Origin of the sequence: Companilactobacillus hulinensis (assembly GCF_003946555.1) — a bacterium.
In the GTDB taxonomy this organism is placed as follows: domain Bacteria; phylum Bacillota; class Bacilli; order Lactobacillales; family Lactobacillaceae; genus Companilactobacillus; species Companilactobacillus hulinensis.
Map to the genome: position 1 here is coordinate 18,656 of NZ_RHOO01000023.1, position 23,446 is coordinate 42,101.

A 23,446-nucleotide genomic window follows, 5' to 3' on the forward strand; every position below is an offset into this window, starting at 1 on the left:
TAGTTCCATTATAACAATAAATCATGGTCTATACCACCGTAAAATAACTTTTACTAACAAAAACATCTTCTCTCAATTCGAGAGAAGATGCAATGTGTGTTAATTATTCATAATCATGAATAGTTACACCTTTAACGACACGGTTAACAGTTCCAGTTGCGGAAGGTGTATCAGGTGTATTGCCTACCTTGATCGAGCTTAGTAGTGCAAATGTCTGAGCAAACATAACGTCTGGCAATGCTTGATATAATTCTGGAAGATCAGGAATTCCTGATGCAATTAAGAAGTTATCGCCCGAGAAGTTATTGTCTGCTGAAGTACCAACACCAACAACCTTCTTGCAGATCTCATCCCCTTTAACTTCTTCCAAAATATCAACATCATATTGACGTGTATATTTGTCATTGCTTAAGAAGTCAAAGACGATCGTCTTATCATTAACGTAAGACTTAGGACCATGACGGAATCCCATTGAAGAATCAAAGATAGTTGTTAGTTGTCCCGCTGTCAGTTCAAGCACCTTCAATTGTGCCTCACGTGTAAGTCCTGATAATGAACCACTACCGAGATAAGCAATACGGTCGTAATCAAGATCAACGATAGCTTGAATCTCACTTTCACGGTTAACTACCTCTTGACCCATCTTAATGATGGCGTTGATCCATGAGCTCTTGTCTTCTTTACTTGTGTCAAAAATCAAAGCAGCTGTCAAAGTCATGCAGCTGAAACTTCCTGTCATTGCGAAGCCCTTGTCATTTGAGCCGGCTGGTTGAAGTAACAAAAGATTGCCATCTTCGTTCTCAGCTTTCTTAGCCAAGTGACCATCTGGTGCACAAGTAATTGTGATTTGGTAAAGATTCTTAACTAACTTCTCAGCTAATTCAACTGTCGCAACACTCTCCGGAGAGTTACCACTTCTAGCAAATGAAACCAAGATAGTAGGATCTTCACTTCTAAGATTATCGAATGGATCTGAAACAATATCTGTTGTTGGAATACTTTCAAAATCAAAATGAGAAGTATCGCCGACTTTATTTAGATATGGTCTTAATGTATCTCCCACATAAGCTGATGTGCCTGCACCTGTGAAGATTACACGAATTTTCTTATCAGGGAAGTTAGAAATTATTTCGTCTAAAAAGTTTTGGACTTTATCTTGATTACTTATGAAGTTCTCATAAGCCTCTTTCCACAAATCAGGTTGTTGTTGGATTTCACGGGTTGTAATTTGAGCACCCATCTTTTCTAATTCTGTATCAGTTTTACTAAACAATGGTATCGGTTCCCTTCTCTAATTGATTTATTCCAAACACTCTACATGCACCACGGCTAATCCTGGAACTTGGAAATCAGCGTGATAAATATTCTTTTCTTTTGTTACATCAATGATTTGATTCTTAACCTCAGCGCCATCACGATATGTGATCGACAACTTGCTTACTGGTTTGTTCAATTTGAAGCTGATGCCGTCTGTTTCATCCATAGACCAATTGCTGATGATAATCTTCCGGTCACAGAAAATACCTTTACAGTTATACATGTCTACTAAGTGTGAAACATCTAAACAACGCTTCAAATCTTTCTCACGGAAGTCGATATATTCGCCTTCCCAACCATACTTCTCATGCTCGGTTACAGGCATGATGTAGAACTTGTCGTTGGCAACTGTCGCTGGTCCGACCTTTTCACCATAACGATTATAAGCATTCGACTCTGTTGGCATATCTGACAAGTAATGAACTTTTACATATGCTCCTATGTGTGTTTGAAGGGTGATTCTCGAGTCTGTAACACCTGAAAGTGACAGGTTGTCGAATTGCTCATAAACTTGTTTACCGGTTCTAGGTTGGATAACTTCGATCGAGTCAGCATTGATCAAGTTCAATAGGTGTCTATTGTTCAAGATTATCAATGCATCCCCATCAAGTAATACGAAGTTATTGCGAATCATTTCAGTGATTTGTTCGTTTGACAAAGTATTCAAGAAGTTACCAGTCAAGGCAACTGTCTCATTCACAAATTTTTGATCAGTATAATCAACTGGTTTTGTTGCAAAGCCGAAGATTGCTAACAACTCCATCCATTGAGTTTGAGATGCCATTATTCCATGAAGTGTTCCGTCGCCAATCTTGTATTTGGCGACTTTTTGCGTCATTGGAATGATAATTCCATCTCGCTCTTCAATCGAGATCCCATTTTGATACATATAATCTGCGAACCTCTTGCTTTGATCAAGCAATTCATCGTACTTATAAGTCTTGTCGATCCCTACGCCCATCATACTGAACAAGTTCATCAACAGACCATCAGCTCTAACTGAACTGCTTGTTTCTAGTTGAAACTGTGTGAAACGATTTGATTTGGCATACTGAGAATACATATAGTTTTCCAATTCCGGATAAACTTTGTGTTTATCTCCAATCAGAGTTCTTGTGGCAACAGTGTACTTCTCAAAGTCTCTTGCGTATTGAAGCGTGCTTGCTTCATTGTAAGCTGGCAAATGCGGTCTCGAAACGGCAGGGGTGTTGTCACCGCTCAATACTTCAAGTAACTTATGCCAATCTCTATTCTCTAGTGCATGAATTGCTGGCCACGAACTCATCAATCCCATTGAAGTCTCAGGCGAAACTGCATGTACTTTTGTCTCAATCATATGTGCTGCCTGCAAAATTTCATCACGTGCAACTTCTAAGTAGGCATCACGATACTTGTTCTCTCCGCCAGTAAACATTGCTTTGACGAATTCCTCACGAGATAGATCACTACCGGCAATATCATTGTATTTCTTAATGTGATCTTCGCAGAAACATCCGAGTTCGAATGGAGCATTCTTATAATGTCTGAAATCATCTTCAAGCCACAATTCGTGTGGTTTGATACTTGCATAAACAGCATAGATATCGCTGATATATTCCATCCAACCAATGTATCCAGGACAAGCCATCGATGTACTCTTAACACCTTCATAGCTGACCATTGGTTTGATATCTAGCTCCGGTCTAATTCCTAAGCCACGATCGGAATGGTTCATAGTTGTCCACGGATTCAAACTGATGGTAATGCCCATTTCTTTGAGGGGTTGAGCGATCTCATCGATTTCCGTAACTAACTCTTTTGCCTTTCCAAGGGTAATATGTGAATCTGACAATTCCTCTTGATTGATGAAAAAGACTACGTCGGTCGTATGCGATTTCTTAATGAAATCAATTAAGTCTCGCTTCTTTTCATCAGTATATATACTTTTGTCTATGGCTAATCTTAACGTGTAACGATATTGACTATTCTTCTTCATCGTCATCATCTGAATCTTGGCTTAAGAAAGCATTAACATCAACGATGCCGTCCTTAGCCTCCTTCATCAAAGCTTCGATATCGAGATCTTTTGAAACAAACATTTGATTAGCATAATTAATTACCATTGGAAGATTCAAGCCTGAGACCACATGCATTTCTGGGAATTCTTGAGTCAAATTGACTACGACGTTACCGGGTGTTCCGCCTAATAAATCAACGATTACATAGACAGGTTCTGTACCATAATATTTTTTAATTTCTGCTTCTACTTTTGCTTTTAATGTATCTGGACCATCAGACTTTTGAAGACCAAATGCAGATGTGTTAGGTAATTCTCCGATGATTAATTCTGCTGATTTCTTTGTTTCAATAGCCATATTGCCATGACTGATTAAGATTAATGCCATAATTTTAATATCCTCCTAGATTTTGCCTAGTAAACCAATTGTTGATAATAGAACGGCGAAAATAATAACGATAAAGATAACTTTTGTAGATGTCATACCCTTCTTACCTAGTAACCAGTAAACAAGACCTACGACACAGGCTGGAACAAGCTTTGGAAGAATCATATCGATGTTAGTTTGAACAACCAATGGAACTTGGCCCATGTGAGCAACAAGTGGAACTTGAATGTTGATCATAGTTGCGATCAAAGCACCAACGATAAATACACCAAGCAATGTAGCAGCATCTGTTAAAGCATTCAATTGACCTTGCATTTCAGAAACAAGTTTTGTACCTGTCTTATATGCAAAGTGAAGTTGTTTCCAACGGAAGACCATGATAGCAATGTTGACTGCTAACCAGAGGAATAATCCAGTTGGATTACCTTGAGTAGCCATTGTGGCAGCAATAGCACCCATGATTGTTGGTACTAAAGCGGCAAATAGTGAATCACCGATAGCAGCGAATGGTCCCATAAGACCTGTCTTAATACCAGCAACAGTATCTAGTGAATCGACACCTTCCTTACCTTCAACGGCAAGATCAATACCTGTAACGATTGTGTTAAAGAAGTTACTTGTGTTGAAGAATTGATTATGTGTCTTCATAGCTTCTTTTAGTTCTGGAGTACCATCACCATAGATTTTTCTAAGTTGTGGCAAGATTGTATAAAGATAACCTGAGCCTTGCATTCTTTCGTAGTTCCAGCCCATTTGGAAACCGAACATACTACGTTTGTTGATTTGTTTAAAATCTTGTTTTGTTAATTCATACTCTTTATTCTTCTTCATCACCGTCTACCTCCCCGTTAGCGTCTTCAATTTCATCGTCTTCATCTTCGTCATCAGAACTAGCTGCTGGACCTGCTGTAGCAGCGTTGATCTTGGTTATTGACTTCTTATATTCAAGAATAGCTAGTGCACCACCGATTAAGGCGATAGCTAACATTGGAAGAGCGTTGAATGTAGCTGTAAAGGCTTTGCTTGCACCTGATAAACCAGCGCCAAGTGTTTGAACACTTGTAAATAATGTCGATAATAAAGCTGTAATTGTGAAACCAAGAATTAAGTAAGCAAAGTGTTTCTTAACTGGTAAGTAGTGAAGCAAGATAGCGAAACCAACGGCTGGAAGTGTAGCACCGGCCGTTTGTAGACCTGTGTTCAACCATTGTAAGTCTCCGTTTAGATATGTAACCATTGTCTTAACAACACCTTGACCTAGAGCCAAAGCTAGGAATACAGGGATACCACGTGATAGACACCATGGTAATACACCCATGATTGCATGTCTTTCAATACCTTTATAGTTGAAGTTTTCAATATCCTTATCAACTTTGTGCTGGAAGTATGTGTTAGCAAATCTAGCAAGAATATCAAATGATGTTAGAAGTGCAGCAACTGGAACACCGATAGCAGCGATGGCTGTTGCGGCTTTCATACCTGTACCAATTGAAAAGGCTGTAGCTAGAACTGTACCTGAGTTGGCATCGATCTTTGAAGCACCACCGAAAGTACCAACACCTAGAACAGTTAATTGAAGAGCAGCACCAATAACAAGTCCTGTCTTCATGTCACCCATGATCAAACCAGCAATCATACCGGCCCAAACTGGCTGACTCAATGATGAGTTCATTTGTAATTCATCATAGATGTTATACATTGAATATGCCGTTAGAAGTAATATTTGAACAATTGTAAAACTCATATCTTTTTCCCCCTAATTTTTATTAATGCTTATAATCTTTGAGAATATCGGCAAAGTTCTTAACGTTATCCCCAGGAACCATCTGTGCTGTTACATTAACTCCGGCATCCATTAATTGATGGAATGCGGTATAGTCATCGTCAGTAACGTTGATTGATTGTGTCAAATGTTGAGTAGTATCCTTTTGCGACATGTTACCAACATTGATTGTGTCAAATTTAACTCCCTCTTCCATCATACTTACAAGGATCGAAGGTCTTTTGACAACTAAAAATACTTTTTGTGAATCGTATTTTCCGGCCAAAATATTGGCTGAGGATTTTTTAACACCTAAAATACTTAGGTTTACCCCTGCTGGTTTAGCTAATTTAAGGGCAGTTTTTTGAATGTCATTTTTTATAATATCGTTATCAACTACCATGATTCTTGATGCTTGTAACTTAGTTGTCCATAAGTTAGCTACTTGTCCATGAATTAATCTTTCATCTATTCTTACTGCAACAATTGACATATTTTTTCCTCCAAATTCAGTGATAAAAAATCACTCTCTAAGATTTATTACTAATATCGTGACGAATGTGATAAGCGAATTGGTCGCTTCTCGCAACACTTAATGTATATTCGATCACTTGATTGTGAGAATTATAAGTTGAACGTTTAAGATTCAAACAAGGCGTACCTTCTTTAAGATCCAAATACTCACTATCTCGTTTACTGGTAATTCCCGCCAAGAAATATTCATCGGCGTAATATACTGGTTCATTGAATTCTGTCGCAAAGACTTCATATAGTGATCTATCCTCAAGTAAATCCTCAGTCATCAGATTGAAATGACTTGCTGGTAGATACGTTCTTTCTAACATCACTGGTATGTCGTCGGCCAAACGTAATCGTTTGATCTTAATTATTTGGTCGCCAACTTCAACATCCAGCTTGTGCGAAAAATATGAATTGGCCTCCTTTCTATCAAAGCTAAGAATTTTCGTCTGTGGTTTCTTGCCAATGGACATCATTTGCTTATTAAAACTATAACTACTATTCAAGTCGCTGTTCAGATCAATCCGATTTACAAACGTGCCTTTACCATGAACACGCCGAATCAAGCCAGTAACTTCGAGTTCATTTAAAGCCGACCGGACTGTTGTCCTCGATAATTCATATTTATCGGCCAGTTGGCGTTCAGATGGCAGCTTCGCATTTGCTGGCATCGATTGAATATAGTTGGTTAATAAGTTTATTAGTTGTTCTTGAAGAGTGATTTTCATTTTACTCGGTCCCTTTCTGGTATCAACCACAAGCCCATTGTATACGGTTACATGTGCTTGTACAATAAGTGGAGTATACCATTTGGTTGTTGGTTTGTCGCGATTATTCACTGTTATCAACGAAATTTATGGTCAAAAAAAAAGTGGTACTTTTTTGTAAGAAGATACCACTTTGGCTTTTTTGGTTTTTATGCGTTCTTTTTTTACCTGCGACTGGTTTGGATAATCTTATATTATAGTGAATTCATTGATTCTATTTTGACTGGGTCATCAATTGAAATACCACACTAGCACAAAATAGTTTAAATTAAAACTCATAATATAATCTCGTATATCTGGAGGTTGTTAGAACTGTCACCAGCCGTGGAGGTGGCGAAAGCCACAGGATGCAATTGGAGATTCGCAAAGCAAAGCTTCAATTCAAGGATTGAGACCGCTCTTCGGCTCAATCCGTTCCAACGGCAGGTGACAGTTCTAACAACCGGAAGCAAATCATCTATACAAATGCTTGACCCGATAATTGAACTCATCTGCCCGTGCCCAACTTATGGTGTACTCAATCGCACGACCCTGTTTATCCAAGGTGGTTCGTTCCAGACGCAAACAAGGTGCGCCAACTTTTTCGTACAACAAATTAGCTATCTTCTCATTGAGAATTGAGGCTCGGCAAGACTCATCAGCTTCTTTTATTTGAACACCGTATTCATTTTCAAAGGTTTGATACATTGAATGTTCTTCCAAAGTCTGTCTATCCAGGTTAGTGAAAATACCAGCAGGTAGGAAGCTCTTGCCAAACATCATTGGTTTATTATCGGCCAAACGAATTCGGTCAACTTCATATACATTCAAGTTATCCTTCAATTTCAGCCGCTGAATCAATTCTTCATCAGCTGAAATTCTTTTGAATTTGATTATCTTGTCACTTGGAGTACGACCCAGTATACTCATTGTTTTTGAAAAGCTGAATAAGTCAGCCAAGTTGGTCAAACTCTCTGATCTGTTAGTAACAAAAGTTCCTTTTCCATGTCGTCGGATTATTAAACCTGACAATTCTAGTTTGTCTAAAGCATTTCTAACCGTCGTGCGGCTGACATGGAATTGCGCCATAAGTTCACGTTCTGAAGGCAAACGGTCATTAGGTCGCAATTCATTTAGAATTTGATACGTCAAGGTATCAATCAAGTGCTGGGACAAAGATTCTTTTTTATCCATAAAATCCCCCTGTTAACTGGTAAACACCACTTCCGTAATTTTACATTGAAAACGGTTACTAATCAATTGAATAAGCTTTTTTGAGCATATAAAAAGGCATTCATACCTGAATGCCAACTTAAATTACTATATATTGCCTATTTTGAATCCATTACGTTTCTTTTCCCATCTCAACAAGGCTTCTTTTTCTTCAGGAGCACGTGGTTTTGGTTTGCGATTTGGGAAACGTTCTGCGGCCTCTGCTTTAAGTGGTTCGATAATATCTCTCATTTCAGCATCCCTAGCGACTTTTTCCAATGCCTTCATACTTATCTTTTTCATATTAAATGCGCCTCCTTAAGGTATTTATAGACTATTTCAAAAATTTGGATACCTTCAATACCTTTGTATTCTTCAATGTACATTGATATTGATTGTGCAGCTTCCTCACTAGACTCTTCAAACTCTTCTTCCTCTGTATTATACAGGAGAAAATAAATTTTTTGTAGAATTCGAATTCCAAAGAAACTACTCTCTAGTTTACCTTCTAACTCACCTGAAATTGGAAAATAAAAAATATAGGTATCATTGACTGGTTTATAGATATACTCAACCTCATCGTTCATTAATAACCATTCAAAAGTTTTAACCTTCGAATACACTGCATCTGGCTGATCAACCCACTTAACGAGCGATTCATACTCTTCAACTTCACTAATTCCCTCAAGTCTACTAAACATGTAATCATCTTCAATGGATGATCGATGTTCTTTGAGTAATTGATATGACCAATATTCATATTCTTTGGTATTCCAGTAAACAATGCCACGAATTCTATCTAAGAGTATATCTGCCACATCGGTAAATTCAACTTCTAACCTATCTTCAGTTTGAAACTTAGTTGGCGTCTTCGATTTACCATCAAAAGAATTATTAGATACCAGTTCCACAAATATCTCTAACTTCTCATACTGCCAATATTTACCGATAGACTCAAATCCTAAATCTAGTAACGCTTCATTCAAATCATCAACTGACGGTGTTACAAAATCGATATCCTGTGTCGTGTAATTCCCTTGCGTGTAGTATTCAACTGACAAACCGCCCGTAACAATAACATACTTATCAAACTTCTTATGAAGATAATCATTAATAATACCAGCCATACGAATATTTCGATGGCGTGTATTATCTCTTTTTTCCTCCAAAGTCTCATTTTGCTTCTGCTCGATCATCTCACCAATTATTGCTTGATAGTCGTTGGTCATAATGCATTCCTTTGTGGAAATTTATTTGTTAAAAGAACTATATCAAACATACGTTCCCCTATCAATGGTTTCCGTTGAATACAAAAAAACAAATAATCAAACATAATAATTAACTATAAAATTCGAAAATACAATAACAAATCCGCCGAAAGACTGTGAGTGATGGTCAGCAGTGCAAGTGGTGTTGAACGGCGGAACGTCGTTCTTACAGCACGGGACGACTTTTGAAATCCGTGGTTTTTCGGAGTTCAAAAGCGAGTCTTCAGACCAAGGCTGAAGACGGTCCCACAGCAGACCATCGCTCACAGTCTTTCAGCAACACCCAACAAAAAACAGCTAAAAGCCTCAATTAAGAGACCTTTAGCTGTTTTTTAAACATCGGAAACGAACGTGGCATAAAGAAACTACGAAGCACTGGAATGAACCGAACACCCCAAGTCATCCCGACTGCCCATATTATCCGATACACCATCCCTACTAGAACTGGTATACCACGTGGTACTTTACCTGACAATCCTTGAATAATGTCAGTGTAGAATCTCAAGCAATCAAGATCCAGCAAGTGAAAGCACAATACTGTCAGGGACTGTGCACCAATAAATAACATTAGCCGTTCAAACTTCTTCCAACCGTGCGTATTCAGATAATTAGTGATCATCATTGAAATTTTCACAACACACAGACTGGCAGCAAGTGAACCAGCTATTGCCATCAACTCACTTGGCGCCGTAGCGGCATCCATGTAGAATGTTCCAAAACTTGCTACTAATAACGCTGCCACACCTAAGAAAACATATTGCCACTTACTTATCTCCAACAACAAGTTCTTAGTCTGGAAGATATATCCCATATATAGAAGGAATTGAGCAATCAAGGCTGAATTGATCGATAAAGGCAAGGAGACAAAATGAGCAATTCCAAATCCTAATCCAGTCAATATCAACGAAATAAAGCCTTGAAATGCCAAAGTGCGCTCACCAATATTTATTCTCATCACTAAGTTAAACAACTGATTAGCAACGAACATTGCCATCAAGAACCAAATAGCATTGACGGCTGGAAAACTTCGATAATTCATGCCATCGCCATACAGAGTCGCAATCATCAACGACTGGAAACTATGCAGATTGATCGTAAAAATACCAGTTCCAATGTGGTGCTGCAACATAGCCAGAATCACAAGCTTGATTGCATTGACTGCCAAGTACGGCATCAATAAGAACTTAATATCATTCATCAAGAGCTTCTTGTAACCCTTTTGGTGATACAAGTAACCACTTAAGAAGAAGAATACTGGCAAGTCATATAAATAAATCAAATTGTACAAATAACTTCGATTCAGCCCAGCCATTGTATGCCCAATGACTACTGAAAGAATGGCAATACAGCGGGCCACATCGATCCAGTCAATTCGTTTTTTTGTCATATCTAACACTCTCAAGACACTCTCTTTAATCTAGAACTCTAAGCCACCAGTCTTAGCGGAAGGTAAGCTCAATCCGTCAAGAATATAGTCAGTTACACGTTGATACTCAGCTTTTGATGCAACTGTATACTTGTGTCCATCAATAGTTTTGTCTGTGCCATCAATGTGAGTAGTGTTTACATATTCTGTGAAGTGCTTGTAGCTCTTGATGATAGTTGTTAAATCATTGAAGGTCATGTTTGTTTGAACTTCACTTGATAATGTCTTGATGAAGTCTTGATTCATCAAAGCCTTAATAGTTGTGCACTTGTGCATAACAGCTGCCATTACTTCACCTTGACGAGATTCATGAGCATAATATCCAGCATCAGTTGAACTTGTTTCTCTAGAATAAGCTAATGCTTTTGCTCCATCCATGTGAGTCTTGACACCTTTCTTGAAGCTATATCCATAACTTGTAAAGCTTGATGTAGGTGTGATATCTAGTCCACCAACTTTGTCGATAACATTCAAGACGCCAGTTACATTAACTAATGCATAGTAATCAATGGGAACATTCAAAGTTTTTTGAACAGTTGTAATACTTGACTTTGCTTGTCCATGTTCAAAGGCTTCGCTGATTTCAGCTGGTGATTTGTCGTATCCTGGAATCTTAACTGCTAGATCATGAGGAACACTGGTAATAGTAGTCTCTTCCTTCTTAGGATCGATAGTTAAGATCATCATGGTATCAGTCTTACCAGCATATGAACGGGTAAAATCAGTTGTATCTGTACCCATCAATAAAACTGAAAATGGCTTCTTAGCTTTCAATAAAGCAGTGGTATCACGACTTCCACTCACATCTACCGGATCAAAAGAACCATTCACAGCACTCTTGACATCACGGTATCGTGATAAGCCCAAACCCAGACCGCCGATCAATAATACGGCGACTAGGGATAACAAAACATTTCTCAAAAGGTGCTTTCTGTTATAACGTTTCATACTTATTTCTTCTTTCTGCTGACGATCAACGACTTAGCTTCGTCAATGATCTTGGCTTTAAATATAATCAAAAGTACTGTGTAAAAAATCATGCCGATCACTACTTCAAGAATCAACATTTTCCATGCTACCGGCAAGATTCGATCTAGTTCAAAGACAACCTCGAACATCAATAATCCAGAAATCAGATACTTCGACCAATCGGAAAACAACTTGCGGTATACAATCTGTTTCCTAATCGAAAATAGTTGATACGCCGTAATTGAGAACTCTGACAAAACGGTCGCAATCGTTGCTCCTACGGCACCCCATCTCATAATCAATGGGATATTAAAAATAATATTGACGATAGCTCCGATAACTACCGAGATGGTATATGACTTCATCTGTTTAGTTGGAATCAAATACTGAATTCCCAAGACATTGCTCCAAGCAATTAATACGATAACGATCGACTCAATAATCATAATCGGAATAACCGGCAAGAATCGTTTGGTGAAGAATAACGTAACGAACTTGGCGGTCACTGCCATCAATCCAAAAGTTATGGGAATAGCGATTGCACTGACAAACTGAAAGCTCTGATACAAATAATGTCTTGTTTTCTCAACTTCACCTCTCGCAAACGCGTTGGCAACGTGAGGAAGCATTACTGTACCAGTCGCCGTAACGATAGCCAGTGCCATTTTGACCATTTTGTCTGATTGATCGAAATAACCTGTTGCTTCAACCGAGACCATAACTCCAAGCATTGTTTTGTTGAGAACGCCATATATCTGCATGGCAATCTGTGGCAAGAACAATACCATTGAAGGTTTCAGATGTTTCCAAATTTTCAAATGATGTAGGTCAGTCTTAACTAGATACTTCTTAAGACTAGGGAAAAGTGTCAGATTACCTAACAACAATGATAGTGACAATATCAAAATATAAATACCGAGGTCGTGATAGGATTTAACGAAGGTGAAAATACTGATCAATGTCAAAATCTTGATCACGAAGTTTCTCATCACTGTCACATAAAAGTTCTCCACTCCCATGAAGAACCAGGAAATATCAAAGGCAGCGGCTATCAAAGAAACTGACTGTGCCAAATAATACAGGCGATACTGACCACTGATGAACAAAAATGCTCCAAAAGCTAGATATGCCAACACAATAGTGATGATTCTCATGAAGAATATTTCATAGAATGTTTGTGTCAGCTTCTGTCGATCACTCCTAACGAAGGCAATCTGACGATTGCCATACAGGTCGACTCCAATGCTTCCGAAGACGATGAAATACTGAATCACAGAATTGGTATAGGAATTGATACCAACTCCGGTCGGACCTAATACTCTTGCCAAATACGGCGTCGTAACCAGCGGAACCAGCAAGATGAACACTTGGTAGATAGCATTGTAGAGATAATTCTTAACGACTTTCATCTATTCGAATTCTCGTTTGACCAACTCTAGTGCCGCCATGATGGTTTGATCCATATTATAGTAACGATACAAACCCAAGCGACCACCGAATAAAACATTGGGACATGTTTGTCTAGCCAAGTTTACATATTGCGCATAAAGCTGTTTGTTCTGCTGATTATTAACCGGATAATACGGCTCATCCCCACGATGAAAGTCCTGTGGAAACTCACGTGTTATCACTGTTTTGTTCTTATTTCCTTTACCAAATTCAAAATGCTTGTGTTCAATGATTCTGGTATACGGCGTCTGTGCATCAGTGTAATTAACGACCGCATTGCCTTGGAAATTGTCCACATCACGTACTTCAGTCTCGAAGCGAAGGCTGCGATATGACAGATCACCTAGTTTATAATCGAAGAACTGATCGATCATACCTGTGAAGATCACCTTCGTATTCGGATCATTCAAATAACTATCCCTGCCATCGAAGAAGTCGACATTGAGTTTGACATCTATCAGATCACTTGCCAATAATTGTTCAATAATCTGGGTATAACCACCCATTGGTATACCTTGATATCGGTCATTGAAGTAATTATTGTCATACGTGAATCGAACTGGAAGCCGACGAATTATGAATGCCGGCAACTTCAACGCTGATTCACCCCACTGCTTCTCGGTATAACCCTTGATCAGCTTCTGATAGACATCGAACCCGACTAGTGATTCTGCCTGTTCCTCCAAGTTTTTGGGAGGACCAGACAGATTCAATTCTGACTTTTGCTCTTCAATCTTTGCTTTTGCCTGCTCCGGAGTTATCACACCCCAGAGCTTATTAAAGGTATTCATATTGAATGGCAGATTATAGATTTCACCATTAAAGTTGGCAATCGGAGAATTGACATAATTATTGAACTCAGCGAACTGATTGACATAATCCCAGATCTCCTTTGATTGTGTATGAAAAATATGTGCGCCATACATATGAACCTGAATACCTTCGATTTCCTTCGTATAAATATTCCCACCAACATGTCCACGCTTCTCGATCACCGTCACATGATGACCACGCTTGGCCGCTTCATATGCGAATACTGAACCAAATAATCCTGACCCAACCACCAAATAATTCATCAACTTCACCTTCATTCACACTCGATACACAATTCAAACATGCTGCTCATACAGATAACTATAAAAAGTCTTATCTTGCTGCTTCGTACGACTCCGATAAGCTACTTTATTGGATAGCTTGAAAACACTGGTATTCTTAGTGATCTTCTCCAGCAGCTTCTCGTCAAACTTCTGGTTCATCACCGGTGACAACTGCTCACAATTAACATTATTAGAAGGAACCTTGTTCAGTTTCTCCTTAAAACCACCAATGTTATTCTTATAAGCAATGTCAAAGATGTAATCGGTCAAGAAATAATCTGGAATAGTAAGATTGTTCTCCAAATAATATGTCAGACAATCATTGACGAACTTGAATATCATCTGTCCAGAATGTCCGCCCAAACAATAAATGACCCAGCGACCTTTGGGGATAAACTTACTACCGAAGTCCGGAATTCCCTTGATAGTTATCAAGTCGTGATCAACAAAGTTCAATTGATTCAAGAAATTGTTGTCTTCAGCGACATACATTGTACTGTCGAGCCAGACACCACCATATTCAAAGAGGATCTTTGTACGGATATAATCTGAAAAAGTTGTATATTTGATTTTTCCAGCATCGAAATTTGCTTGAATATGTTCTGGAATATCAATGAAATCTGCGATGTTCTCTTGATTGAGCAGAATCACACGCTTGTTCAATCTTGCTCTCATCAAGGCAATATTTTGCTTGATGAATGGTGGAACATCCCTGACCTGCCACCACATGACCCAGATAATCTTGTCAGTCAGAACTGGATCAACTTTGATCAGTTCATCGTGCCAAAACGTCGTCGGTACATCCTGAATCGTCTTTTGAATATTTCGTTCGACCATTCGATGATAAGGATTGTAAACAAATCCCGGTAAGATAGACTTCTTGCCATGTGTTATTAGCTTTAATAAGTTTTCGGAACGATAAATATATTTCAAATAAGTATTCAATACGGCTTGTGACATCGATATCACCTCGCTCAATTCCTGTGTAAATATCGAATCTCTGGATTAAAAAAGCGTCCGGAAACAATTCCGTGTGTCATAACCTTTAACTTTTTAAAACGCCGTTCAACATGACGTCCACAAGCTACTCGCACTACTTCCCAACTCATCCCAGCGTATGATTTCAATCGCAACTTGCCATGCTCTTTACGAGCTAGGAACATGCGATTGCGAAATGAGTAGAAATAGCGGTCGATCCGATTGCTATCGTCAGTAACGATATCGACGCCAGTATTGGCAGCCATCTTGTGGATAACGATGCTTTCTGGAACGAAGTATGAAGTACAACGAGCACTCAATCTGGAGGTATATTCTGAATCATCCCCCCAGATGAAGAACTCCTTATATGGCAATCCAACTCGCTGGATCATCACTCTTGGTATCAATAACGATACGAATGATGCTGATTTGATAACTGGCAAGAATTCATTTTGACCAACATTTTGATTCCAACGCAGTGGATCAACGACTGGTATGTTCATCAGCGCCGGCTTGTTATCAGTCCAACGAACATTGCTGGCTAAAAAACCAAACTTATCAAGTGTTGAACCAGCTTTTAATAATTGATCCAACGTATCAGGCTCTGGAATCGTATCGTCATCCATCAACCAGAGGTAATCGTTATTTTCATGCTCCATAAAGTTCTTGATTCCTTCAAAGAATCCACCAGAACCACCAAGATTTGTTTTCATATGACAAACTACATAACGCAGATCTTCTAGTGAATCCAAGTAATCAGCAGTGCCATCACTACTGTGATTGTCAATAATCAGTATCTTCTCAACTGGCACAGATTGATTATCAATTGCTTGCAGACATTCTTTTAACAAATTCAATCGATTATATGTAACTACCAATGCTGTGACTGACATTTTCCTATCCTCCTAGTAATGAACCAGATCCATCTTCCAAATTGCCAAGTAATGGATCGCGGGGAACAGGAGAAAATGTGACTTGATCAACATGCGCATTGGTAGATTAATATCACGAACTTCGAAGTAATAATCATCTTTAACGTGTTGATAAAACGACATTAACTCGCTCTTAGTCTTCATCCGCAAAGGTTCAATTGCGATGATCTTCAACTGAGTTGCGATCATTCGACTGAGACGATTGACCATTAGTTCACGCTGATTCTCGTTCAAGACATCCAAATGTTCAGAAATATAACTGTTCACGTGACTAACGACCATCTTGTGCTGCTTGGAATTCTTGATCATGTTGCTCAAGCTGATCGACTGAACCGACTGGTTAACACGGTAGTTGTATAGTGGCAGATCAATGAACTTGAATGTCTTCACATAAGGAATCGGATAGAGAATGTATTCAATATCGACGTAATAAGCATGGCGGTCGATATTGATGTCATTTTCTTGCAATAGCTTCGTGCGCAAAGTGTACGTATGCATTGACGGAACTGGGTCGATTCCTTGTTCTTTCAAGTAATATTTTTGTTGCCACTTAATGTTTCCTGGCTTGATTTCTTTGAGATGTTTCTTCTTTGTTTTGTCATTGAATGCCCAAAACGGTGTCAGGATCAAATCTGAATCCTCACGTTTTAACAGACAAACGAATCGATCCAAATGAGCACTATCCAACCAATCATCAGCATCAACAACTTTGAAATAACGACCAACTGCGTACTTGATTCCCGTGTTGATAGTTGAACCATGACCACCATTCTCTTGGGTAATCAAACGAATCGAATTAGGATACTGCGCTACATATTTAGCGGCAATATCAGCGGTAGCATCGGTTGACCCGTCATTAACAACAATGATATCTAGACGTTTCAATGTCTCGCACTGAACCAAGTTATCCAGCACGTTACTCAAGAACTTTTCAGCGTTATAACTTGGTATAACGATCGATAATAATTTATCCATGGGCTTACCCCATTTCCTGTAGAATCTTTAGCAAATTCTTAAAATAGTTTTCAGTATAAAATTGTTTGATTGAAGTTTTGATACTTGAACCTTGATAATTCTTGCGGTTCACAGAGACCTCAATCATTTTGTCCTTTAACTCATCCAAATCCCCAGGTTCATATAGCAATCCGTTCTCAAAAGTAACTTCATCCATTGGACCAGTCGCAACATTAGCCGCTACAACTGGTAGTCCATGTGACATTGCTTCCAATATCGACATCGGCAATCCTTCATAGGTTGAAGTCAGAACGAACGCCGTTGCGGCGCTGATCTCACTCCACGGATCAGTGTGCCAACCACGAAAGCTTACGCAGCTATCTAGTTGCAATTGATGCACCAATTCGTGCAACCGCAAAATATCTGGACCACTGCCCCAGAACTCTAGTTGTGCTTCTGGCAGTTCTTTTCTTACTAAGAAGAAGCCATGCAACAGTTCTTGTAGATTCTTCTGACCCCGATACTCCAATCTGCCAACATAGATATATTTGGGATGGTTGCTATCGACTATCTGTTCTGTTGTCGCTTCAATTGGATTGAATACTGTCAGAATCTTTTTATCGGATATCCCCATATCCAATAACTGTTGCTTGATACCAGTTGAAATTGCTAAGTGATAATCAGCTAATTTGAAGTCTGCTTGATTATCTACAAACTTTTGATCAAGTGAAAAATGAATCCAGTCAGTAATACGATAATGCTTGTGGAATATCTTCCTGATCCTATAACTTAATCTGATGTAATTCGGTGATAAAACAACCAAATTATCAGCCTTAGTGAAGATCAGGTAGACCAATAGATTGATTACTCCGAACACTCGCATCAGTTTGTTATCAAATAATCGCCAACCGAAGATATAATCGCCACGATGGTTGAAAACGTTACTTCCGTGATAGGCAAACGGTAGAACAAAGCGTACTTTCAGATCTGCCAACTTGTGACTACCAAAGTATGCATCCCACTTACGAAGCACCGTTTCAGTCCCACCAATGTAGGGTGGAAATAAGTACGGTAAAACAACATCTACATGCCTCATACCGCTACACCACTGACACCAGATAAGTAAATGGCCTCGATGGCATCAACCATATTCATCACGTTGTACTTCTTCTCATACAATTGATAACTGGCATCTGAGAATTCTGTTTTATCATTAATCACCGTTGTGAACGCCGTGGTTAATTTCGCACTATCATTAATAATTTCATCTGTTAAAAGGATTCCGTTGTGGTCGACCAATTCCTTATGACCGATAACATCCGTGATAAGTAACGGCATCTTCTCAGAAATAGCTTCAAGAACTGAGAACGGCTGACCTTCATAACGTGACGTTGAAAAGAAGACATCGGACGACTCCAGATATTTGTAGGGATTGTTGCGGTAACCGATAAAATGAACTTTGGCACTCAATCCTAGACGTACCACTTCGGCACGACATTCGTTGAGCATCGGACCATCTCCGACCCAAGTGAAGTTACTATTCGGCATCGCCTTAGTGATCTTGGCGGCAATCTTGATGAATAACTGTGGGTTCTTCTGAAAGCTACAACGAGCAACATTTACGAAGCTGGTCGCGGGATGTTGTACCTTCTCATATTCGTGGAATGGTACTCCGTTATTGATTACGACTGACTGACCTTGTGTGACTAACTTATTAGCTAATGCATAATCTTGTTCACCGTCTGAAACATGTATAACTTTTGCAAAATGGCGGCTCATGAACTTCTCAGCTATCTTCAAAATCGTATTTTTGACATGTCCACGATCAACTTCTGAGAAGTAAGCATGTGGTGTGAAGACGATTGGTGGACAATCATGATAATGCATCTTATATAGAACCATCGTGATACCAGCAATCGTGCTGTGTGCATGTACCAGTTGGATGTTCTTATCGATGATCAACTTATGCAGGCACTTTAAGACTGACAAATATTTGAACATATGCTTGGGAAATGCTGACAACCGATCGTCAGTCAGATACTTCTTAGGAATTTCAGCACCACGCTTGGAACTGACCAAGGTGATCATCTCGACATCTTTGGTATCGGCGAACTCATTCAAGTAATCAACTTGACGCTTAACGCCGCCACCGTATGCCTCGCAAATTTCTAGGACTTTCATAACATCACCCCATTAATACGCCCCATTGGGCTTGAAAAATAATGCAACTGTTCGGATCAAGACGTACAAGTCGAACAAAAAACTGCAGCGGTTAATATATTCCAGATCCAGATGAACCATTTCGTCGAATCCTACATTGCTACGACCACTGATCTGCCATAATCCAGTACATCCGGGTTTTACATCCAAACGTTGCTTATCAAAACTGTCATACTTGGCAACTTCATCAGGCAAAGGCGGACGTGGACCAACTAGGCTCATCTCGCCAATGACCACGTTCAATAACTGTGGCAATTCATCTAGACTGTACTTTCTGATGAAGTGACCAACTCTAGTAACACGCGGATCATGCTTGATCTTGAACATTGCTCCTGTTACTTCATTCTTACCGGCTAACTTTTGGAGCTGCTTGTCGGCATTGACACACATTGAACGGAACTTGAACATCTCAAATGGCTTCTCTAGTTTGCCAACCCTGATTTGTTCATAGAATACCGGTCCATGAGGATCATCAAACTTGATTGCTAAGGCCACAATTAGGAAAATTGGCGATAACAATATCAGTCCACAGAGACTGGCGAATACATCAAAACTTCGCTTAAGAATTCTATAAAAATATCGATGCTGTTGATAAACAACATCCACTGAACTTTTCCAATATTCCATATACAAGACCTCTTTGAATCTCCCACTAACTCAAAAGGCCTGATACCCCTACTTATATGCTCCGTAATATTCACCGCCATAGTAGCCGGACTTCTTACTCGTAACTCGATTCATAATTGCTCCAATAATGTGAGCGTGAACTAAGTCGAGCGCTTCTTTTGCATGCTGAACTCCAACTTTAGTAGCGATACCTTGCGGAACTACCATCACTACCCCATCGACAACAGTTGCTAACACTTGCGTATCAGTGACCGTGTTGACTGGTGGCGAATCTAGAATCAACAAATCAAATTTTTCATTAAGTTTCTTCAACAATTCCTTAGTTCTGACACTTCCCAGCAACTCAGCTGGATTAGGTGGAATCGGTCCACTAGTTATGACAAACAAGTCCTTGACCAAAGATGGCTGAATAATATCATCAAGTTCGACATCCCCAGATAAATAACTAGAAAGACCAATTTGATTGCTCAAGCCAAACGTCTTGTGGATCGTTGGCCTGCGAAGATCCGCATCGATCAAGACAACTCTGGAACCTTGATTAGCACAAGTTACTGCAAAATTATTGCTGACAGTTGACTTGCCTTCTGACGGAGCCGAAGACGTGAAGACCAAAGACTTGAGCTTCTTATCAACCGCAGTGAACTGAATATTAGTTCTGACCGTTCGAAATTCTTCGGAAACAGTGTCTTGAGGCTTAGAATAAGTAATCAAGTTAACACCATGCTTTTGACTAATATCATCGAGTTTTTTCTTATTATTCCACATGCTCATACCCTCCGGTCCTTGACGATAGCTTCACTAGCCAAATGTGCTGAAGCAATCCGTGAAGTAGCGTCACTTTCAAAAGTCTTGAAGTTGATCTCTTCGATTTGGCCTAAGTTGACCCAACCCATATCGTCAGTTAAGAATGTTTCACTGATGACCGTCTTATCAGTAGCTTCACGTATCAAAGACAAGCCAATTCCGATAATCAGACCGATCACCGTTCCCACTAACAAGTTCAATAATTTTCTTGGACTATACGGTGTCTGTTCTTGTGAGGCACTTGAAACGATGGAAACATTGTTGACACTCATGATCTTGCCAACTTTCTGCTTGAAGACTTCAGCCGTCTTGTTCGCAATTGCCGCCGCAGTCGCTGGATCAGTCGACTTAGCCGTGACTGAGAAGACTTGTGAGTTCTGCTGATTACTGATTGAGATCGACTTAGCTAGTGCTGATTCAGAACCCGGATAACCAGGATAACTGCTTATTTCTTTATTAACGCTGTTCAAAACAGTTGGACTAGTGATGATGTCCTTATAAGTACTGATCATTTGAACATCAGCTTGAACCTGTTGGAATTGAGCTGCTTGTAAATCAGCTGACAATTTTCGGTTAACGAGGATTTCTGTCGTTGATTCATACTTAGGAGTCATCACTAGAAAGGTAACGAATCCTGTTGCAAATAGTGAAACTAACGTTGTAATTATTATTAATTTTATATGCTTGCGAAGTACACCAATAACTTCCATGAAGCTTGTCGTATTAGTCATTTCTTGTGATTTCAAAGGCTACCTCCCACAAACTTTTTTTCACTACAAAACTTTAAATTCCACTTATATCTTGTAGTTACGCCACATAATAATTCATGTTGCAGACAGAGGTATAGCAAAGAGAACTGAAATTACAACTCGTCTATTTTCATAATTTTTTATGTAAATGAGCACAAAAAAAGCACTTAGACTAATGTCTAAATGCTGTTAAGAGTATATGGAATGATCTCGCCAAGATTGTTGCTCAGCTTGTAGTAAAAGATTGCTAAACCAACGCACATTACTGCTGCAATCAAGGTGAAATATAGATACTTTTGATGAACCACTTTTTTTGACAATTTGAGGATTGCTTGAGGGATGAAGACTATCGAATAGATGGCGAAGTAATCTGCCATTCTGATTATTAGTTGTGACTTAGAACCAACAATGTACAGCACCGCACCAATTGTCGTCATAAACATGACAAAGCTTGCGACTTTATCATCATGCATATCCGTCCAAAGAATAGCTGCGACTGCGATAACTAATAGGAAGATTCCTAATAATAAAGTTCCACCACCAGAGATCAACACTGCATCTGTGTACATTTGATAATGATCGAACCATTGCGAAAAATTATTAAGCAGACTAGATAGGAACAAGTTAGACAAAGTTGCAATTGTTACAATAATTCCAAATGTCACTTTGTCCTTACGAATAAACCAGATCAAGAAGCCAACAATCGCAAAAATTGCCGTACTGTGAACCCCAATTGCTAGAATAAATACCACGATCGACCAAACATATTGCTTGCGTGTCAACAAAGCCATCGCAAACATAACCATCGATACTGCCAACATCTGACGCTGAATATTGAAGCTCTCGAAGTAAAAGTAAAATGTCAGATAGATGTAAATACTCAAAAACATCAAATCCTCGTTGTTGTTAAAAATCTCAATCGACTTCAAGATAAAAAACACCGTTGCTATCGACAATACAAATAGGAAAGAATGATAATCACCGTTCGTTAAATGATTGACTAGATTACTGACGGCAGAATAAACCAGTGTGCCATTACCATTGAAACCAGAATTCTGTTCCAAATAAAAATCAACATATTGTGGCGTATCCGTTCCGACCGTACTGGATCTTAACCCTAATAACAACGTCAGATGGATGAATATCAGCCAGAAGTACGCCCGATGATCCTTGTAATATGTATTAGTGAATAAACTATAAACTATAAAAATTGCTAAATTAACCGAGTAAAAAATCATTGTTCTTACCCCACAATTATCTTTGTGAGTAAGAATAACTCATTTGTTTAAACATATCTATTTTTGTGCATTAAAAAAGCCCTGATTGGGCTAACACTTAGTGATTTGGATCATCTGCTGTTCTATTTCTGGGATCTTTCCATGGACCATAGTAAGAAGATGTATCAAAGAAATATCCTTTCATCTCATGCCTCATAGTCCCATCTTCTGATACAAAAGCCGCATTCTTACCCTCTGGAGCAACGCTTGCCTTTATTCCGGCTTTCTTTGCTGCGGCTATTATTTCTTCTGCTGTTAAATTCATTAGCAAAGGACACTTTCTTTTATTATTTAGATTTTGATTTTTGCCATGGCCCATAATAATAAGATGTATCTATTAATCTTCCCTCAATCTCATATCGTTCCTTACCATCAGGTGATATGAATGCTGGAGTCATTCCGGGTGGCGTTGGTGATGTTCTTATACCTAACTTTTTTGCGGCGGCTAACATTTGTTTTCTCATATATTTATCCATAGTTTCACCTCATACGAATTATACTTTGTTTATTACTAAATTGTCAAAATTCAATAAATTATTATCTAAAACATTAATCTGTCTTTCACGAGGATGATAATCCAATTCTTTGATTTTTAAACTACTTTTATTAATACGTGAATTGTAAAATTAATCCGAACACCTAATCAAAAAAAAATACCCATAGTAAATGTTTTACAATGGTAGTGACTAAACAGACCATGAAAGAAGACATTTACTATGAGCATATCTACTTTAACACAGTATCACCGTGGTGCCA

At 38.9% G+C, this 23,446-nt stretch carries 25 protein-coding genes; all 25 read right to left on the reverse strand.

The window, feature by feature from the left end:
* Positions 1 to 103: 103 nt before the first annotated feature.
* Positions 104 to 1,273, reverse strand: coding sequence for an SIS domain-containing protein (locus tag EKM66_RS10265; protein WP_125764285.1), 1,170 nt, complete (start codon positions 1,271 to 1,273; stop codon positions 104 to 106).
* A gap of 27 nt (positions 1,274 to 1,300) precedes the next feature.
* Positions 1,301 to 3,292 (reverse strand): hypothetical protein, encoded by a 1,992-nt coding sequence (locus EKM66_RS10270; protein WP_125764287.1) that lies wholly within the window; start codon positions 3,290 to 3,292, stop codon positions 1,301 to 1,303.
* Entirely contained in the window at positions 3,279 to 3,701 is a 423-nt protein-coding gene (locus EKM66_RS10275) for a PTS sugar transporter subunit IIA (protein ID WP_125764289.1), read from the reverse strand. Before EKM66_RS10275 ends, EKM66_RS10270 begins: the two co-directional genes overlap by 14 nt.
* Before the next feature lie 15 nt (positions 3,702 to 3,716).
* Positions 3,717 to 4,535, reverse strand: a complete 819-nt coding sequence (locus EKM66_RS10280; protein WP_164505126.1) for a PTS system mannose/fructose/sorbose family transporter subunit IID — start codon at positions 4,533 to 4,535, stop codon at positions 3,717 to 3,719.
* Entirely contained in the window at positions 4,519 to 5,445 is a 927-nt protein-coding gene (locus EKM66_RS10285) for a PTS mannose/fructose/sorbose/N-acetylgalactosamine transporter subunit IIC (protein ID WP_125764293.1), read from the reverse strand. Before EKM66_RS10285 ends, EKM66_RS10280 begins: the two co-directional genes overlap by 17 nt.
* A gap of 22 nt (positions 5,446 to 5,467) precedes the next feature.
* Complete coding sequence (locus EKM66_RS10290; RefSeq protein ID WP_125764295.1) at positions 5,468 to 5,956, reverse strand: PTS sugar transporter subunit IIB; 489 nt, start codon at positions 5,954 to 5,956, stop codon at positions 5,468 to 5,470.
* Between the two features lie 37 nt (positions 5,957 to 5,993).
* Positions 5,994 to 6,710, reverse strand: a complete 717-nt coding sequence (locus EKM66_RS10295; RefSeq protein ID WP_125764297.1) for a GntR family transcriptional regulator — start codon at positions 6,708 to 6,710, stop codon at positions 5,994 to 5,996.
* A gap of 492 nt (positions 6,711 to 7,202) precedes the next feature.
* Complete coding sequence (locus tag EKM66_RS10300; RefSeq protein ID WP_125764299.1) at positions 7,203 to 7,922, reverse strand: GntR family transcriptional regulator; 720 nt, start codon at positions 7,920 to 7,922, stop codon at positions 7,203 to 7,205.
* 126 nt (positions 7,923 to 8,048) lie between these two features.
* Complete coding sequence (locus EKM66_RS10305; RefSeq protein WP_125764301.1) at positions 8,049 to 8,243, reverse strand: hypothetical protein; 195 nt, start codon at positions 8,241 to 8,243, stop codon at positions 8,049 to 8,051.
* Positions 8,240 to 9,169: a hypothetical protein gene (locus EKM66_RS10310; protein WP_125764303.1), complete on the reverse strand. Its 930-nt coding sequence runs from the start codon at positions 9,167 to 9,169 to the stop codon at positions 8,240 to 8,242. The genes EKM66_RS10305 and EKM66_RS10310 overlap by 4 nt, the downstream gene beginning before the upstream one ends.
* 349 nt (positions 9,170 to 9,518) lie before the next feature.
* The gene (locus EKM66_RS10315) at positions 9,519 to 10,595 is read right to left on the reverse strand and encodes an acyltransferase family protein (protein ID WP_125764305.1); all 1,077 of its coding nucleotides are present in this window, start codon (positions 10,593 to 10,595) and stop codon (positions 9,519 to 9,521) included.
* Positions 10,596 to 10,625: 30 nt separating this feature from the next.
* Complete coding sequence (locus EKM66_RS10320; protein WP_125764307.1) at positions 10,626 to 11,582, reverse strand: LCP family protein; 957 nt, start codon at positions 11,580 to 11,582, stop codon at positions 10,626 to 10,628.
* 2 nt (positions 11,583 to 11,584) lie between these two features.
* Positions 11,585 to 13,012 carry an oligosaccharide flippase family protein gene (locus tag EKM66_RS10325; protein WP_125764309.1) on the reverse strand — a complete coding sequence of 476 codons (1,428 nt, stop codon included), beginning with the start codon at positions 13,010 to 13,012 and terminating at the stop codon, positions 11,585 to 11,587.
* The gene (gene glf, locus EKM66_RS10330) at positions 13,013 to 14,131 is read right to left on the reverse strand and encodes a UDP-galactopyranose mutase (protein ID WP_125764311.1); all 1,119 of its coding nucleotides are present in this window, start codon (positions 14,129 to 14,131) and stop codon (positions 13,013 to 13,015) included.
* 30 nt (positions 14,132 to 14,161) lie between these two features.
* Positions 14,162 to 15,109, reverse strand: coding sequence for a capsular polysaccharide synthesis protein (locus EKM66_RS10335; RefSeq protein WP_125764313.1), 948 nt, complete (start codon positions 15,107 to 15,109; stop codon positions 14,162 to 14,164).
* A gap of 14 nt (positions 15,110 to 15,123) precedes the next feature.
* The gene (locus tag EKM66_RS10340) at positions 15,124 to 16,020 is read right to left on the reverse strand and encodes a glycosyltransferase family 2 protein (protein ID WP_125764315.1); all 897 of its coding nucleotides are present in this window, start codon (positions 16,018 to 16,020) and stop codon (positions 15,124 to 15,126) included.
* 12 nt (positions 16,021 to 16,032) lie between these two features.
* Positions 16,033 to 17,034: a glycosyltransferase family 2 protein gene (locus EKM66_RS10345; protein WP_125764316.1), complete on the reverse strand. Its 1,002-nt coding sequence runs from the start codon at positions 17,032 to 17,034 to the stop codon at positions 16,033 to 16,035.
* 4 nt (positions 17,035 to 17,038) lie between these two features.
* Complete coding sequence (locus tag EKM66_RS10350; protein ID WP_125764318.1) at positions 17,039 to 18,109, reverse strand: glycosyltransferase; 1,071 nt, start codon at positions 18,107 to 18,109, stop codon at positions 17,039 to 17,041.
* Complete coding sequence (locus EKM66_RS10355; RefSeq protein WP_125764320.1) at positions 18,106 to 19,194, reverse strand: glycosyltransferase; 1,089 nt, start codon at positions 19,192 to 19,194, stop codon at positions 18,106 to 18,108. The genes EKM66_RS10350 and EKM66_RS10355 overlap by 4 nt, the downstream gene beginning before the upstream one ends.
* A 12-nt stretch (positions 19,195 to 19,206) precedes the next feature.
* A complete protein-coding gene (locus EKM66_RS10360; protein ID WP_125764322.1) occupies positions 19,207 to 19,860 on the reverse strand; it encodes a sugar transferase in 654 nt (217 codons plus the stop codon).
* Positions 19,861 to 19,908: 48 nt separating this feature from the next.
* Entirely contained in the window at positions 19,909 to 20,631 is a 723-nt protein-coding gene (locus EKM66_RS10365) for a CpsD/CapB family tyrosine-protein kinase (RefSeq protein ID WP_125764324.1), read from the reverse strand.
* Positions 20,628 to 21,410 carry a YveK family protein gene (locus tag EKM66_RS10370; RefSeq protein ID WP_225426595.1) on the reverse strand — a complete coding sequence of 261 codons (783 nt, stop codon included), beginning with the start codon at positions 21,408 to 21,410 and terminating at the stop codon, positions 20,628 to 20,630. The genes EKM66_RS10365 and EKM66_RS10370 overlap by 4 nt, the downstream gene beginning before the upstream one ends.
* A gap of 182 nt (positions 21,411 to 21,592) precedes the next feature.
* Positions 21,593 to 22,651 (reverse strand): EpsG family protein, encoded by a 1,059-nt coding sequence (locus EKM66_RS10375; RefSeq protein WP_125764326.1) that lies wholly within the window; start codon positions 22,649 to 22,651, stop codon positions 21,593 to 21,595.
* Positions 22,652 to 22,748: 97 nt separating this feature from the next.
* On the reverse strand, positions 22,749 to 22,955 hold the full coding sequence (locus EKM66_RS10380; protein ID WP_125764328.1) for a hypothetical protein: 207 nt from the start codon (positions 22,953 to 22,955) through the stop codon (positions 22,749 to 22,751).
* Positions 22,956 to 22,977: 22 nt separating this feature from the next.
* Positions 22,978 to 23,166, reverse strand: a complete 189-nt coding sequence (locus tag EKM66_RS10385) for a hypothetical protein (RefSeq protein ID WP_125764330.1) — start codon at positions 23,164 to 23,166, stop codon at positions 22,978 to 22,980.
* Positions 23,167 to 23,446 lie beyond the last annotated feature (280 nt).

What these genes read in the sequence shown, in the direction of transcription:
- EKM66_RS10320 (WP_125764307.1), bottom strand. Translation starts at nt 11,582, where the DNA reads ATGAAACGTTATAACAGAAAGCACCTTTTGAGAAATGTTTTGTTATCC.
- EKM66_RS10350 (WP_125764318.1), bottom strand. Translation starts at nt 18,109, where the DNA reads ATGAGGCATGTAGATGTTGTTTTACCGTACTTATTTCCACCCTACATT.
- EKM66_RS10275 (WP_125764289.1), bottom strand. Translation starts at nt 3,701, where the DNA reads ATGGCATTAATCTTAATCAGTCATGGCAATATGGCTATTGAAACAAAG.
- EKM66_RS10385 (WP_125764330.1), bottom strand. Translation starts at nt 23,166, where the DNA reads ATGGATAAATATATGAGAAAACAAATGTTAGCCGCCGCAAAAAAGTTA.
- EKM66_RS10375 (WP_125764326.1), bottom strand. Translation starts at nt 22,651, where the DNA reads ATGATTTTTTACTCGGTTAATTTAGCAATTTTTATAGTTTATAGTTTA.
- EKM66_RS10305 (WP_125764301.1), bottom strand. Translation starts at nt 8,243, where the DNA reads ATGAAAAAGATAAGTATGAAGGCATTGGAAAAAGTCGCTAGGGATGCT.
- EKM66_RS10355 (WP_125764320.1), bottom strand. Translation starts at nt 19,194, where the DNA reads ATGAAAGTCCTAGAAATTTGCGAGGCATACGGTGGCGGCGTTAAGCGT.
- EKM66_RS10335 (WP_125764313.1), bottom strand. Translation starts at nt 15,109, where the DNA reads ATGTCACAAGCCGTATTGAATACTTATTTGAAATATATTTATCGTTCC.
- EKM66_RS10325 (WP_125764309.1), bottom strand. Translation starts at nt 13,012, where the DNA reads ATGAAAGTCGTTAAGAATTATCTCTACAATGCTATCTACCAAGTGTTC.
- EKM66_RS10290 (WP_125764295.1), bottom strand. Translation starts at nt 5,956, where the DNA reads ATGTCAATTGTTGCAGTAAGAATAGATGAAAGATTAATTCATGGACAA.
- EKM66_RS10285 (WP_125764293.1), bottom strand. Translation starts at nt 5,445, where the DNA reads ATGAGTTTTACAATTGTTCAAATATTACTTCTAACGGCATATTCAATG.
- EKM66_RS10310 (WP_125764303.1), bottom strand. Translation starts at nt 9,169, where the DNA reads ATGACCAACGACTATCAAGCAATAATTGGTGAGATGATCGAGCAGAAG.
- EKM66_RS10360 (WP_125764322.1), bottom strand. Translation starts at nt 19,860, where the DNA reads ATGGAATATTGGAAAAGTTCAGTGGATGTTGTTTATCAACAGCATCGA.
- EKM66_RS10340 (WP_125764315.1), bottom strand. Translation starts at nt 16,020, where the DNA reads ATGTCAGTCACAGCATTGGTAGTTACATATAATCGATTGAATTTGTTA.
- EKM66_RS10380 (WP_125764328.1), bottom strand. Translation starts at nt 22,955, where the DNA reads ATGAATTTAACAGCAGAAGAAATAATAGCCGCAGCAAAGAAAGCCGGA.
- EKM66_RS10270 (WP_125764287.1), bottom strand. Translation starts at nt 3,292, where the DNA reads ATGAAGAAGAATAGTCAATATCGTTACACGTTAAGATTAGCCATAGAC.
- EKM66_RS10295 (WP_125764297.1), bottom strand. Translation starts at nt 6,710, where the DNA reads ATGAAAATCACTCTTCAAGAACAACTAATAAACTTATTAACCAACTAT.
- EKM66_RS10365 (WP_125764324.1), bottom strand. Translation starts at nt 20,631, where the DNA reads ATGAGCATGTGGAATAATAAGAAAAAACTCGATGATATTAGTCAAAAG.
- EKM66_RS10345 (WP_125764316.1), bottom strand. Translation starts at nt 17,034, where the DNA reads ATGGATAAATTATTATCGATCGTTATACCAAGTTATAACGCTGAAAAG.
- EKM66_RS10315 (WP_125764305.1), bottom strand. Translation starts at nt 10,595, where the DNA reads ATGACAAAAAAACGAATTGACTGGATCGATGTGGCCCGCTGTATTGCC.
- EKM66_RS10300 (WP_125764299.1), bottom strand. Translation starts at nt 7,922, where the DNA reads ATGGATAAAAAAGAATCTTTGTCCCAGCACTTGATTGATACCTTGACG.